The sequence below is a fragment of the Aequorivita todarodis genome, assembly GCF_028561335.1.
GTDB classification, from domain to species: domain Bacteria; phylum Bacteroidota; class Bacteroidia; order Flavobacteriales; family Flavobacteriaceae; genus Aequorivita; species Aequorivita todarodis.
Genome location: NZ_JAQQTG010000002.1, coordinates 154,386 through 168,236, shown reverse-complemented (window position 1 = coordinate 168,236; position 13,851 = coordinate 154,386). Strand labels below are relative to the sequence as shown.

Below are 13,851 nucleotides of genomic sequence, written 5' to 3'. Positions count from 1 at the left end.
ATAAAAGTGAGTTAAGAAAGTCAGTAAGCAGTAAGCAGTGTTCAGTGTTCAGTTGCAGTATGCCGAACTATTTCCCGATAAGTGCCATCATTTTATGGTAAATCTCGTTGCTTTCATAAATGCCATTGAAAAGGGAAGCGCCGGGGCCTTCTGCAAATACGGGAACCATGGTGCCCGAATGTCCTGTGGTGGAAAATCTCGGCTTTATTTTATTGTAATCCTTTCCATCTGATGCAAGGGTAAACCCGCCCGTTTCGTGGTCTGCGGTAACAATTACGAGGGTTTCGCCGTTTTGTTTGGCAAAATCCAAGGCTACGCCCAAGGTTTTGTCAAAATCCAAGAGTTCTTCAATTAGATAATCCGCATCGTTGTCGTGGCCGCCCCAGTCTATCTGGCTTCCTTCGACCATCAAGAAAAAACCATTTTCGTTTTGCGATAATTTCTCTAAGGCAAGTTTGGTAGCGTTTGGAAGGAAATCGCCACGGCCCTCACTCATCTTCGGCATTCCGTCTTCGGCAAGCAGAATCAGTTCGTTTTTTTCAGAAGGTTTCTGCGGGAGTTTGTCCGTTATTACCTCGTAGCCTTTGGCTTCCATTTTGGCTAAAAGGTCTTTTCCGTCCTTTCGTTGGTTAAAGAATTTCAACCCCCCGCCCGCAAAAAAGTTGACACCGGAATCGGGGGCAAATTCGGTAATCGCTTCATACATTCTGCGGCTTTTTACGTGTGCGTAAAAACTTGCAGGGGTAGCGTGCTGTATGGAAGAAGTTGCAACAATGCCCGTGGCCAAGCCCCTTTTTGATAGCTGCTCCACAATGGTGGGTACTGGGATCGTGTCATTATTCACGCCAATGGCGCCATTATATGTTTTCACACCTGTGGAAAAAACGGTAGCCCCGGCAGCCGAATCGGTAATCAGATCGCTGGCAGATGAGGTTTTGCTCAAGCCAATTGTACTGAAACGTTCAAAATTCGGTTTGCCATTTTTGTAATAGATAGCCGCGGAAACCTGGCTCAGGCCCATGCCATCGCCGATCATTAGAATGATGTTTTTGGGTTTTTTGATTTCGCGGGAAACGTTCGTAACCGTGTTGTCCTTTACCTGCACCGAAACACAGGAACTTACCGTTAAGGCCAATAAAAGTAGGAGGAAGGGGAATTTAAATCGCATTTTGATGATATAAGTTTAATCTGCAAAAATAAAGAATATAAAAGGGATGAAGTGTTAAGGGGATGTTGTTATATTCAAAATTCCAATCCCGATAGCTATCGGGACCCGAATCAACCAATCCCCAATTTCCTTCGAATGTTTTTCCAACGCAATTTTCGAATAAAGGTGCCTTCTTTTTCTGAAACGATAAATTCCTGATTGGCTCTTTTCGCTTTGGAAAAACCCTTCATCGTATCCACGAAAAATGAAAAACTTCTTTTTTTGGAAGCGAGTTTTGCCGAAGCCATAAGCGTTAGCCAAAACCCATAGCGCATTTTATAGAAAGCCTCGCCCTGTTTGTGTTTTGAGGCTTTTGTATAGACTTTGCCCGTAGGTTTTAAATGCTTTACGTGCAGCGAAGGATCGGTCTTTACTTTCCACCCGTGGTACTGCGCGACGAGTTCGTCCACGGTGTCCCAGCCCATGGATTTTTTTAGCCCGCCTATTTGTTCGAAACATTTTTTGCGATAGGCCTTCAGCGCCCCGCGAATGTGGTCCTTATCAGTCAAATTTTCCAAAACCCAATGGCCGTTTTTTTCAACGGTACAAAAGCCACCTACCATACCAAAAGTTGGATTCTTTTGAAAGTGTTCGGTAAGTTTTTGAAGATAGTTTTCTGGGAAGATCAAGTCTGCATCAAATTTGCAAATAATGTCAAAATCTGTATTGACAGTTTCAAAACCTTTGTAAAAAGCATTTATTACTTTGCTTCCCGGCGCGTGCAGTTTTTCGGAATCAAAAAAGATCCCTTTAATAAAGGGGTGTTCTTCTGAAAACTGATCGATTATTTTTTGGGTGCCGTCGGTAGAGGCATCGTTTACCACGACTACTTTCTTCGGAAGAAAGGTTTGTTCCGCCAAGGATTGAAGCGTTTTTGAAAGATGTGCTTCTTCGTTATGGGCGGGGATGACGATGTAGATATTCAAGGCAAAATTGGACTTAAATCGAGATTTCGAATTCTATTTTGGAAACCGTGTTCAGCTATGATTTATTTAGATGGAAAAGATATTGCTTTTTGGGGACACCGAACCGTATTCTCCCCACTTCATTGAAATAATCGAAGGAGTTTACGGTTTTTACATTAAATCCGGCATCTATAAAACGATTTTTAATATCCGTCCCGTAATATCTCACATGGTCCCATTGCCCGAAATGCAGTTTTCGTTCTTTGGGGCAAATAATTGAATAATCCTCATACGTAGGTGCATCGTCCTCTAAAATGGGTACGCTGACAATGGCGGTCCCGTCTTTTTTCAATAGTTTGAACAAATTGGTTATCGCAATTGTATCATCTACTATATGTTCCAAAACGTGGTTGCATATAATAAAATCAAATTGTTCCGTCTGTATTTCTGAATCCAATAAATCGAAATCTTTGGTTAGGGAAAGATAATCGTAGCCGGGCTCAAATTTATCTGCTGGGAAATATTGAAGGTTCTTCTTCCCTTTTAATTTTTCATAAAAACAATATTCTGGCGAAATATGTAACAGTTTTGCTTCATCTATGAATAATTTGGTACTTGTAGTGAGATAATGCCAAATAAACCGATGGCGTTCCCTTGCGCCTAAATGAAGCGAAAGCAATAATTTTCCATCTTTTATAAATGTTCTATAATTTTTTTCATTTATAGGACAATAGTATTTTTTTTTAATCTTCAACCCGAACAATACTTGTGAGATATATAATGCCCCACGCCTTAATTTTCTAAGGAAAAACCTCCATTCTTTTGGGGTGTATTTCTTGATAAGCAGAATCCAATCTTTATGCATTTATCAATTTTTTTAAGGGTTAAAAGAAGATTGCCTTTCCGCATAAACCAAATAATACCGCGGGGTAATCTTACGAAGAATTGGCCGTGCCCCTATCTTTTTTACGGGATTGGTGAATTTTTCGCTTTTCACGATTCGCCAACCGGCTTTTTCCAAAAGCCAGTCAAATTGCCAATCCTCAAACTCGTGGTAATGGCGGTCCCATTTGTCGGTTTTGCTTTTATAAGCCGAAGCAAACCACAATTTTAAAGGGACGGAAGCTACCAATTTTTTGGCTTGAATATCTTGCAATACATTAAAAGGAGAAACCAAATGTTCAAAGATTTCAAAGGCCGTAACCACATCGAATTGTCCAGTTTTTACAACTGTTGTGTTTAAGTCGAGGTCTTCGCCGCTTGTATTGGTTACATTAAAACCCTCTTTGGTAAGAATTTCAGAGAATGGATTTGCAACGCCCAAATCGAGGATCTTTTCTTCTTTAGAAACAACTTCGTTAAGGAAAAGAAGGGTTTTTTTGTATCTTTTTTTCGGAAACTTGCCTTCGTACATTTTTTTAGTGCCTAAAGTTGAAAAGTTGTAAGTGCCTAAAGTTGTAGCTTTTATGTATAAAAAGTTATAAGTACTATGGTTTGGGTTTTGCTAAAATCCCTTTTGGGGGGTTAGTGGGACTAAACCTTATAAACAATCGCATTAATATTCATGCCCGCGCCCACGCTTGCAAAAATAACAACATCGCCTTTTTGGATGGAATGGCCCTTTAGCTCCCCATTTAGCACCAAGTCGTATAACGTAGGAACGGTCGCCACACTGCTGTTGCCTAATTTGTCAATACTCATCGGCATTATTTTTTCGGGAGGGGTTTTGCCGTAAAGTTTATAAAAACGGGTTACGATGGCCTCGTCCATCTTTTCGTTGGCCTGGTGGATAAAGATCTTTTTTACCTCGTCTATGTCCATTCCACTTTTATCCAGACAGGTTTTCATGGCATCTGGCACGTGGTTCAATGCAAATTCATAAATCTTTCTGCCATACATTTTTATGTAACGGCGGTTGTCTTTTTTCTCCAGATTGTTGCTTTCGCCAAAAAAGATAAAATGCGCTTCCTCAAAGGCATAGGTCGCGCTGAAATGCGTGAGTATTCCTCCAGCTTCATCAGTAGCTTCCACCACCGCCGCGCCTGCGCCATCACTATAGATCATGGAATCGCGGTCGTGTGGGTCAACAACCCGGGAAAGGGCTTCGGCACCTACGACCAAACATTTTTTGGCAATGCCTGCCTTTATAAATGCATACGCCTGAATCATGCCTTCAATCCAGCCTGGACAGCCGAAGAGTACATCGTAGCCCACACAGGTTGGATTCTGGATTTTGAGATTGTGCTTTACGCGGGTTGCAATACTGGGCACAGTATCGCTCTGCACCGAACCGTGTTTTACATCGCCGTAATTATGCGCCACAATAATATAATCAAGCGTTTCTTTATCTACTCCCGCGCTTTTAATAGCATTTTCTGCCGCAAAGGAGGCAATGTCTGAAGTACTTAGGTTTTTGGGAATATAGCGTCGTTCAGCAATTCCGGTAATAGCCTTGAACTTTTCAATAATAGTTTCATTTTCTTGGCCAAAACGGGTACCGTCCTCATTGTAAAAATGATGGTTGCCGAATTGTTCATTCTTTGCAATTTCACTCGGAATATAACTGCCTATACCGGTTATTTTGACATTCATAAATTGAAAAGTTTTGTTAAAAATACGGAAAATTCAGTAATTCAGTATGCAGTAGTCAGTAAGCCGTAAGTAAGTTTAGGAACGAATTATAATTACTGACTACTGCGTACTAACTTACTGCGTACTTTCAGCCGTTTCCATATAAGCCTCAATTGGGTTACAGGTACAAATCAAATTTCTGTCGCCATACGCGTCATCTACCCGGCGTATTGAAGGCCAGAATTTATTGTCTGAAATATATTCCATCGGATATGCCGCTTCCTGTCTGCTATATGGAAAATCCCAAGTGTCGGCGGTGAGCATTTGCAGGGTGTGTGGCGAATTTTTCAAAACGTTGTTTGGGTCGTCTTTATCCGCCGCTTCAATTTCCTTTCTGATAGAAATCATCGCATCACAGAATTGGTCCAAGGCAATTTTGCTTTCGCTTTCCGTAGGCTCGATCATCAACGTTCCCGCAATTGGGAAGGAAACCGTTGGGGCGTGGAAACCGTAATCCATCAGTCGTTTTGCGATGTCGGTTACTTCAATTCCCTTCGCTTTAAACGGGCGGCAATCCACGATCATTTCGTGGGCTGCGCGGCCGCGTTCGCCTGCATAAAGTACTTCGTAATGACCGTTCAGGCGTTCTTTGATGTAGTTGGCGTTCAAAATGGCATACTGGGTTGCTTTTTTCAAGCCATTTACGCCAAGCATGCAGATATAGGCGTAGCTAATCAGGCAAACCAACGAGCTGCCATAGGGTGCTGCGGAAATAGCCGTGATGGCCTTTTCGCCACCAGTGGCAATAATGGGGTTTGAAGGTAAAAACGGCACCAATTGCTTGGCAACGCAAATAGGCCCCACGCCCGGACCGCCGCCGCCGTGAGGGATAGCAAACGTTTTGTGAAGGTTCAAGTGGCAAACGTCTGCGCCAATGGCACCCGGATTGGTCAAACCAACCTGTGCGTTCATATTTGCGCCGTCCATATAAACCTGTCCGCCGTTTTCGTGGATAATACTGGTTATCTCGCGAATGGCAGATTCATAAACGCCGTGTGTTGATGGATACGTAACCATCAAACAGGAGAGATTGTCCTTGTGTTTTATGGCTTTTTCGCGAAGGTCTTCCACGTCAATATTTCCTTCTTCCGTAGATTTGGTAACGACCACCTGCATGCCTGCCATAACGGCACTGGCGGGGTTTGTTCCGTGGGCTGAAGCCGGAATCAAACAGATATTTCTATGGCCCTCGCCGCGCGATTCGTGATAGGCGCGGATAACCATCAAACCGGCATACTCGCCCTGTGCACCGCTATTTGGTTGAAGGGATGTGCCGGCAAATCCGGTAATTTCGGTAAGTTGTTTTTCCAGTTTTTTGAGCACAATCTGGTAGCCTTCCGCTTGTTCCACGGGAACGAACGGGTGTATATTGCCCCACATCGGGTCGCTCAACGGAAGCATTTCCGCAGCGGCGTTCAGTTTCATGGTGCACGAGCCCAAGGAAATCATGGAATGGTTCAATGAAAGATCTTTGCGCTCCAGTTTTTTGATGTAGCGCATCAAATCGGTTTCGCTGTGGTATTTGTTGAAAACTTCCTGTTGAAGAAACTCGGTCTTACGGGCAACTTCCTTTGGGATTTTATTGCCGGTTTCAAGTTCTGTGATCTTTTGGAAATCCTTTTTAATGGCTTCGGAAAAGATTGCAACTATTTTGTTCAAATCCTTGACCGTAGTGGTTTCGTTGATAGAGATTGAAACCGTTTCATCATTTGGGTAATAGAAATTCACTTCCTTCGCTTCCGCCAAAAACTTGATTTTGGTAGCATCGGTCTTGATGGCGATGGTGTCAAAATAAGTTTCGTTTATTTGCTCGAAGCCCAATTTCTCCAAAGCATTTGCAAGTGTAGCAGCGCCGTTGTGTACTTTTTTAGCAATGTATTTCAAGCCTTCCGGGCCGTGATATACTGCGTACATTCCGGCCATAACCGCCAATAAAACCTGGGCAGTGCAAATGTTTGAAGTTGCCTTGTCGCGTTTAATGTGCTGCTCGCGGGTTTGAAGCGCCATCCGCAAGGCACGGTTGCCGTCGGTATCTTTGGTAACGCCGATAATTCTTCCCGGAATGCTCCGTTTGTATTCGTCCTTTGTTGCGAAGAAAGCTGCGTGTGGCCCACCGTAACCCAATGGAATGCCGAAGCGCTGCGTGGTTCCCACAACCACATCTACCCCAAAATGGCCCGGTGATTCCAGCATCACTAAACTTAGAATATCTGCGGCAACGGCAACTTTTATTTGGCTGTTGTTTGCCTTTTCAATGAAGCTTTTATAGTTATGAACTTTGCCCGTTCTGCCCGGATATTGGAGGATAGCTCCAAAAAACCCTTCGGAAAAGTCAAAATCGTCGTGCTTGCCAACGACCAATTCAATTCCAAGCGGAATGGAGCGCGTTTCAAGCACGGCAAGGGTCTGCGGAAGTATTTCTTCAGAAACAAAAAACTTCGAGGCGTTGCTCTGTTTTTTTTCTTTTTCACGCACGTTATAAAGAAGTGCCATCGCTTCGGCGGCGGCGGTTGATTCGTCCAAAAGGGAGGCGTTTGCAAGCTCCATCCCGGTTAAATCACTAACTACGGTTTGGAAATTCAGCAAAGCTTCCAATCTGCCTTGTGCAATCTCCGCTTGATAGGGGGTGTAAGCAGTGTACCATCCCGGGTTTTCCAAAATATTCCGTTGGATTACGGGAGGCAGGTTGGACTGGTGGTAACCTAACCCAATATATGTTTTGAAAAGCTTGTTTTTTGTGGAAAGTTCGGTGATGTGCTCAAGGTATTCCTGCTCGCTCATCGCGGTGTCCAGATCGAGTGCTTTTTTGAGCAGAATATCGTCTGGCACGGTTTCGTAAATAAGTTGGTCCATAGAGCTTGCGCCAATGGTTTTAAGCATTTCGGGAAGGTCGTTTTCCCGGGGACCGATATGCCTTAAAGCAAAAGAATCTGTGTTCATAGTCATGCCCGCGCAGGCGGGTATCTTTTTAATTACTGTTCAATTTTTAATCTGTGAACCATCATTATTAAATAGTTTCCAAAGAGGTGGCAAAATTACAATATTTAACCTAAAATAGTTTGCTTTTGAATGCCTGAAAAATTAATTTTTTCAACTAAATGTAAAGGTTACTAACACTTTGGCTATTTTTGATGTTATGAAGTTTTTTAAACGTGTTTTTGCTTTTTATATCAACAGTAGCATCCACGTTGCTTTGGCTGTTGTGGCACTCTTGGCGGTTTCGGTTTTGGAGTACGGTTTAACGATTCCCAAGGAACTTTGGGCCTTCGTTTTTCTGGGCGCTTTAACGGGCTATAATTTTGTGAAATACGCCAAGATAGCGGGACTGCACCACCGCAGTTTGACGAATTCCTTAAAGACCATTCAGGTTTTTTCGGGAATATGCTTTGTTTTGCTTGTTCTTATAGCATTCAGACTTTCCATAACCACACTTTTGGTCACGGCCGGATTTGGTCTGGCCACTTTTTTTTACGCAGTACCTTTTGTGAGGCATAAAAACCTGCGAAACTTTTCGGGATTAAAGATATTTATAGTAGCGTTTGTTTGGGCCGGCGTTACTGTGATCGTGCCATTTATAGCTTCGGAAACAGCTGTTTCGGGCGATGTGCTCTTAACTTTTTTTCAGCGTATCTTGATCGTTGTGGCGCTCATTCTGCCATTTGAAATTCGCGATGTGCCCTATGATTCGCTCAACCTTAAAACTTTGCCACAACAGCTTGGCGTCCGGAACACAAAATTATTGGGCTTGGCTGTTTTGCTGGTTTGTCTGACCTTGGAGTTTTTTAAAGACAGTCCTGAAGTGGCTTATATTATAAGTCTGTTGGGTTTTTGTATGCTGCTGGGCTGGTTGCTGGTTATCTCCAAAACCAATCAAAGTCGCTATTTTGCTTCGTTTTGGGTGGAAGGACTGCCCATAATTTGGCTTTTGCTCTTTGTGCTCTTTGAACAGTTTTAAAATTAGGGCCGATTATTTTCTTCTTGCTGAAGACGTGTTTTCAGGCGCTGTTTTTCCTCCGGGTGGAGAGTTTTGATATTTGCCGATTTTATGGTTTCCGTAAGCTTTGCGTTGCGCTTTGCATACCCGCGGCACAATTTGCACATAAGCAAATGTATCTTTAGCATCAATTTGTCAAAAAGACCCGCTTCTTTGTACTGGGTTTTGTCGCATATGTGTGCAGCATCGTCACATTTCATAAAAAACTTCATAGCTGCTAATTGAACCAATTTTTTTCCAAACATTCAACCATTGATTTTCGTGCCCGGTGAATTATTACCCACAGGTTAGACGGCGTAATATTGTATTCTTTACAAATGGCTTCGGTGTCAAAATTTTCAATGGTTTTCTTTTTGAAAATGGTCGCTTGCTTTTTCGGAAGCTTGTCCAAACACTCCAAAATAGCGAGCCCCAATTCCTCATTTTCCATTTTGTCCTCAGCGGTTTTGTCGAATGGATCGGCGGCGTTTTCTTCCAGCCAATCGCCTTCGGCATCCTCGTTGCGGTATGAAATATGCACCTCGGCCTTTCCTTTCTTTGAATTGATCTTTCTGTAATAATCGATAATTTTTCGCTTTAGGATCGAAATAAGCCACGTGCGCTCCGAAGCTTCTCCCTTAAAGTTTTTTTTCGATTTAAGCCCGGCCAAGAAAGTTTCAGAAATAAGGTCTTGCGCCACAATATGGTCATTTACCCTTACAATAGTGTAATTGTAAAGATAATCTGCATAATTTTCAACCCATTGGTCCGGATTTAGTAGTTCCAAAAGAATAAATTTTAGCCTATTTCAAAAATAGGGAAGTTTTAAGAACATATACGAAGATACTAATCAATTAGTTTGAAGTATTTTATGGCTTAAATAGTTAAACTTTTAGAAAGGGTGAATAAATTCGCTATAAGTCTTACTTTTACAAGATTAACATTATACACTTCCCAATGAAAAAATTTACAACAGTACTCTTTACGTTTCTTTTATTTTCAATTGCCGCAATTGCTCAAAACGGCACCTCCTTTTATGCAACTATGGATGCCGAGGATGCTATTTCCTTTAAAGCGCTTTATCCAAACGATATGCAGATTTTGGACAGCAAGGACAGTCAGGCTGCTGTTCTCCTTTCCGAAGAAGTGGCCCATAAAATCCATGACAACGTTCGCACCCACGGCCCCGGTTATATCTTTAGGGCTTCGGAAGAAAAGGCGCTCATGGCTTTGAACAGGGTGCCGCGTAGAAACCCCACGATAGATTATACCATAACCGAAGATGTGTTTGTAAACGAATGTTTGGACTTGGTGGACGGACAGAATATAGAAGACAATATTTTAGAATTGCAGGGTTATGGAACACGGTATCACACAAAATCGCAAGCGATACAAGCGGTGATGGACCAACAGGCAAAATGGGACGATATGATCTTGGCTTCCGGAAGAACGGATGTACACACCCGTATTTACAATCATGTGAACACGCCAATGCCTTCGGTTATCTTAACCATGGACGGCGCAGACACGCCAGACGAATTTGTGATAATTGGCGGACATATAGATTCAACAACATTTGGCAACAAAAACGATGCTCCCGGAGCTGATGACAATGCTTCTGGGATATCGTCATTGAACGAAATGGTGCGCGTGCTTTTGGCAAAGAATTTTGTGCCCAACAGAAGCATTGAGGTAATGGCTTTTGCCGCAGAGGAAATTGGCTTGGTAGGTTCTGCCGAAATTGCGGCAGCGTATGCCAATAACGGCGTTAACGTAGCTGCTTATGTTCAGTTTGATATGACGGGCTATAAAGGGTCAAGCAGTGATATTCACATAACCACGGATTGGTACAACAGTAGTGAGCTGAACGATTATTTGACTGATTTGATGGATCATTACAACGATTCGGGGGCCCATAGTTTTACCTATAGCTTTACCGAATGTGGTTATGGCTGTTCAGACCACGCCAGTTGGGCCGATAATGGGTATGCTGCGGCTTTTCCATTTGAGGCGGCCATGGGGCAGGACAATCCCAACATCCACAGTTCTGGGGATGTCTATTCTTTTTTCAACACCCCAGACCACGCCGTAAAATTCACAAAGCTCGGATTGGAGTTTTTGATTGAAGCCGCCAAACCAAAAACCCTTTCGGTGAATGATTTTTCTGAAAACGCAATAAGTGTATTTGTGAAAGACAAAACGTTGAATTATCGCCTAAATAATACTATTTCAAACGTAAAGGAAGTATCGGTTTTCAACGTAACGGGACAAAGAATAGTTTCTAAAGAAACGAATAACGAAGCGGGAAGCATTCAGCTGCAGCAATTTGCACAAGGCTTTTATATTGCGCAGTTCGCTTTGGAAAACGGACACACGTTTACAAAGAAATTTATATTGAATTAAATGATTCCGAACAAATTCCAGACCCCAAAGGTTTTCAAAACCTTTGGGGTCTTTTTTTATAGCAATCCCGCTCGTTTTAAAAGTGCTTCGGGGTCTGGTTTCTGCCCTCGGAACTTTATGTAGAGCTCCATCGGGTCCATGGTTCCGCCCTGCGAAAGCACAAAACCTTTAAACCTATCGGCCACTTTTTTGTTGAAAATACCTTCCTGTTTAAAGAGGGCGAAAGCATCCGCATCCAACACCTCTGCCCATTTGTAACTGTAGTAACCAGCAGAATAACCACCTTGGAATATATGTGAAAAGGAAGTGCTCATACAGTTTTCCTTCACGTCGGGATAAAGTTGGGTGTCGTCAAAAGCGGCGACTTCAAAGGCTTTTACGTCCTTGATTCCCGATGGGTCGCTGCCGTGCCAAGCCATGTCGAGCATTCCAAAACTCAATTGGCGCAGGGTTGCCATTCCCTCCAAAAAAGTGGCGGAATCCTTTATTTTTTCCACGTATTCCATTGGAATGACTTCTCCGGTTTTATAATGTGTTGCAAAAAGTTCCAAAGTTTCTTTTTCGTAACACCAGTTCTCCAAAATCTGGCTGGGCAATTCCACGAAATCCCAATACACGCTGGTGCCCGAAAGGCTGGGGTAGTGGGTGTTCGCAAGCATACCGTGCAGCGCGTGGCCAAATTCGTGGAATAACGTTGTTACTTCATTAAAAGTCAAAAGCGAAGGTTTGCTGGCCGTAGGCTTGGTAAAATTGCAAACGATTGAAATATGCGGACGGTCGTTTTTAATACCCGCGGAGGCGGGTATCTTACCATTAGAATTTCCAACTTGATTGGGATCTATCTGAACTTCAATTTTACGTTGCGGTTTATACGAAGTCATCCACGCACCATTCCTTTTTCCAGGCCGCGGATGGAAGTCTGCGTAAAAGATTGCGACCAGTTCGCCTTCGTCGTCCTTTACCTCGTATGTTTTTACATCGGGATGGTATTTATCGATGTTATGTACTTCCTCAAAATGAAGGCCGTAGAGTTTTTCGGCAACGGTAAAAACGCCGTTGATGACGTTTTTCAACTCAAAATAGGGCTTCAGCTTTTCGTCGTCGAGATTGAACAATTTCTGCTTCAATTTTTCGGAATAATAGGCGCCGTCCCATTTTTCCAAACGGTCGATGCCGTCCAGTTCCTTCGCGAATTGGGTCAATTCATCAAACTCCTTTTGTGCCGCTGGCTTGGCTTTTTCAAGCAACTCATTTAAAAATGATTTTACCTTTTCGGGCGTTTCGGCCATGCGTTCTTCCAAAACAAAATGGGCGTGGCTTTCATAGCCCAACAAATTGGCCCGTTTATGGCGAAGGGTTGCAATCTGCAAAACGTTTTGTTGGTTGTCCAATTCGTCATTATGGAATCCTTTTGCGCCAAAGGCAATCGCCATCTTTTTGCGGAGTTCGCGATTGTCGGCATAGGTCATAAACGGCACGTAGCTGGGGTAATCCAAAGTGAAAACCCAGCCGTCTTTTCCTTTTTCATCAGCAGTTTGGGCAGTGGCTTCAATCACGCCTTCGGGCAATCCTGAAAGGTCTTTTTCGTCTGTAATATGAAGTTCGAATTTATTGGTTTCGGCCAAAACATTTTCACCGAAAGTCAATTTCAACTTTGAAAGTTCTGCGTCAATTTTGCGCAGTTTGGTTTTCTTTTCTTCGGAAAGGTTGGCGCCATTTCTGGAAAAAGCCTTGTATTTTTTGTCGAGCAGCATGTGCTGTTCTTCCGTAAGATTTAAGGAATCCCTTTGCTTATAAACCGTTTTTATTCTTTCAAACAATTTCTCATTCAGCAACATATCATTACTGAACTCCGTGAGCATAGGCGAAACTTCCTGTGCTATCTTTTGTATTTCGTCGTTGGTCTCGGCGCTGTTTAGATTGAAAAAAATGCTGGTTGCCCTATCTAATTGTTCGCCGGTGTTTTCAAGGGCTTCTACTGTGTTTTTGAAAGTAGGTTTTTCTGTATTTGAAGTTATAGCATCAATTTCGTCTCTGGTTTTTTCAATCAACTGACTTATTGCCGGCAGGAAATGTGCGTTTTCAATTTTTGAAAATGGGACAGTATTATAGGGTTTTAATAGGGGATTGTTCATTTTAAATTATGATTTTTTGCCCGCGGATTTCGCAGATTTTCGCAGAACTCATTCCGTTTATTTTCTGCGAAAATCTGCGGAAATCTGCGGGAAACATTTTTGAAAACTATTTGTTTAATTCTTTTGAAGCGGATTCAACCTTGATCTTCAATTCTTCTTTATAGGCAATAATCCGATCCAAAACAGCCTTATCGGAAGCGCCGATAATCTGTGCGGCCAGGATACCCGCATTTTTGGCGCCATTCAACGCAACGGTGGCAACGGGCACGCCGCCCGGCATTTGGAGGATGGACAGGATGCTGTCCCAGCCGTCAATGGAGTTGCTGGATTTTACGGGCACGCCAATAACCGGAAGTGGCGACAGCGAAGCAATCATCCCCGGAAGGTGTGCCGCGCCGCCCGCGCCTGCAATAATTACCGCAATACCGCGGGTGTGGGCATTTTTCCCGTAATCGAAAAGTTTATCCGGAGTTCTGTGGGCGGAAACGATGTCCACTTCCACTTCAATATTGAATTCCTTTAGAATATCCACCGCTTCCTGCATTACTGGCAGGTCGCTGGTGCTTCCCATTATTATCGCTACTTTTTTCATAAAAT

12 protein-coding genes are annotated in these 13,851 nt (G+C 43.0%); 2 read left to right on the top strand and 10 right to left on the bottom strand.

Annotated elements, in window-relative coordinates:
• Positions 1-67 precede the first annotated feature (67 nt).
• The 6 genes from POV26_RS01110 to gcvP form a co-directional block, all read right to left on the bottom strand.
• Positions 68-1,168 (bottom strand): alkaline phosphatase, encoded by a 1,101-nt coding sequence (locus POV26_RS01110; RefSeq protein ID WP_272854651.1) that lies wholly within the window; start codon positions 1,166-1,168, stop codon positions 68-70.
• A 110-nt stretch (positions 1,169-1,278) separates the two neighbouring features.
• The gene (locus tag POV26_RS01105; protein ID WP_272854650.1) at positions 1,279-2,133 is read right to left on the bottom strand and encodes a glycosyltransferase family 2 protein; all 855 of its coding nucleotides are present in this window, start codon (positions 2,131-2,133) and stop codon (positions 1,279-1,281) included.
• 55 nt (positions 2,134-2,188) lie between these two features.
• On the bottom strand, positions 2,189-2,977 hold the full coding sequence (locus POV26_RS01100) for a class I SAM-dependent methyltransferase (RefSeq protein WP_272854649.1): 789 nt from the start codon (positions 2,975-2,977) through the stop codon (positions 2,189-2,191).
• A gap of 12 nt (positions 2,978-2,989) precedes the next feature.
• On the bottom strand, positions 2,990-3,526 hold the full coding sequence (locus tag POV26_RS01095) for a methyltransferase domain-containing protein (protein WP_272854648.1): 537 nt from the start codon (positions 3,524-3,526) through the stop codon (positions 2,990-2,992).
• A 119-nt stretch (positions 3,527-3,645) separates the two neighbouring features.
• Entirely contained in the window at positions 3,646-4,704 is a 1,059-nt protein-coding gene (locus tag POV26_RS01090) for a 3-oxoacyl-ACP synthase III family protein (RefSeq protein ID WP_272854647.1), read from the bottom strand.
• 114 nt (positions 4,705-4,818) lie between these two features.
• Positions 4,819-7,683, bottom strand: coding sequence for an aminomethyl-transferring glycine dehydrogenase (gene gcvP, locus POV26_RS01085; RefSeq protein ID WP_272854646.1), 2,865 nt, complete (start codon positions 7,681-7,683; stop codon positions 4,819-4,821).
• Between the two features lie 196 nt (positions 7,684-7,879).
• On the opposite strand from gcvP, the gene POV26_RS01080 reads away from it, so the two are divergent.
• On the top strand, positions 7,880-8,698 hold the full coding sequence (locus POV26_RS01080) for a UbiA prenyltransferase family protein (protein WP_272854645.1): 819 nt from the start codon (positions 7,880-7,882) through the stop codon (positions 8,696-8,698).
• Positions 8,699-8,700: 2 nt separating this feature from the next.
• Here the strand turns inward: POV26_RS01080 and POV26_RS01075 are convergent, their stop codons facing one another.
• The gene (locus POV26_RS01075) at positions 8,701-8,949 is read right to left on the bottom strand and encodes a hypothetical protein (protein ID WP_272854644.1); all 249 of its coding nucleotides are present in this window, start codon (positions 8,947-8,949) and stop codon (positions 8,701-8,703) included.
• 5 nt (positions 8,950-8,954) lie between these two features.
• On the bottom strand, positions 8,955-9,503 hold the full coding sequence (locus tag POV26_RS01070) for a sigma-70 family RNA polymerase sigma factor (RefSeq protein WP_272854643.1): 549 nt from the start codon (positions 9,501-9,503) through the stop codon (positions 8,955-8,957).
• Between the two features lie 170 nt (positions 9,504-9,673).
• Between POV26_RS01070 and POV26_RS01065 the strand changes: the two genes are divergently transcribed.
• The gene (locus POV26_RS01065; RefSeq protein WP_272854642.1) at positions 9,674-11,119 is read left to right on the top strand and encodes a M20/M25/M40 family metallo-hydrolase; all 1,446 of its coding nucleotides are present in this window, start codon (positions 9,674-9,676) and stop codon (positions 11,117-11,119) included.
• Between the two features lie 56 nt (positions 11,120-11,175).
• On the opposite strand, the gene POV26_RS01060 is transcribed toward POV26_RS01065, so the two are convergent.
• Entirely contained in the window at positions 11,176-13,254 is a 2,079-nt protein-coding gene (locus POV26_RS01060; protein ID WP_272854641.1) for a M3 family metallopeptidase, read from the bottom strand.
• Positions 13,255-13,360: 106 nt separating this feature from the next.
• Positions 13,361-13,846 carry a 5-(carboxyamino)imidazole ribonucleotide mutase gene (gene purE / locus POV26_RS01055; RefSeq protein ID WP_272854640.1) on the bottom strand — a complete coding sequence of 162 codons (486 nt, stop codon included), beginning with the start codon at positions 13,844-13,846 and terminating at the stop codon, positions 13,361-13,363.
• Between the last annotated feature and the right edge of the window lie 5 nt (positions 13,847-13,851).

Coding starts and splice junctions, on each gene's coding strand:
- POV26_RS01110 (WP_272854651.1), bottom strand. CDS start 1,168: ATGCGATTTAAATTCCCCTTCCTCCTACTTTTATTGGCCTTAACGGTA.
- POV26_RS01100 (WP_272854649.1), bottom strand. CDS start 2,977: ATGCATAAAGATTGGATTCTGCTTATCAAGAAATACACCCCAAAAGAA.
- POV26_RS01095 (WP_272854648.1), bottom strand. CDS start 3,526: ATGTACGAAGGCAAGTTTCCGAAAAAAAGATACAAAAAAACCCTTCTT.
- POV26_RS01090 (WP_272854647.1), bottom strand. CDS start 4,704: ATGAATGTCAAAATAACCGGTATAGGCAGTTATATTCCGAGTGAAATT.
- gcvP (WP_272854646.1), bottom strand. CDS start 7,683: ATGAACACAGATTCTTTTGCTTTAAGGCATATCGGTCCCCGGGAAAAC.
- POV26_RS01080 (WP_272854645.1), top strand. CDS start 7,880: ATGAAGTTTTTTAAACGTGTTTTTGCTTTTTATATCAACAGTAGCATC.
- POV26_RS01075 (WP_272854644.1), bottom strand. CDS start 8,949: ATGAAGTTTTTTATGAAATGTGACGATGCTGCACACATATGCGACAAA.
- POV26_RS01065 (WP_272854642.1), top strand. CDS start 9,674: ATGAAAAAATTTACAACAGTACTCTTTACGTTTCTTTTATTTTCAATT.
- POV26_RS01060 (WP_272854641.1), bottom strand. CDS start 13,254: ATGAACAATCCCCTATTAAAACCCTATAATACTGTCCCATTTTCAAAA.
- purE (WP_272854640.1), bottom strand. CDS start 13,846: ATGAAAAAAGTAGCGATAATAATGGGAAGCACCAGCGACCTGCCAGTA.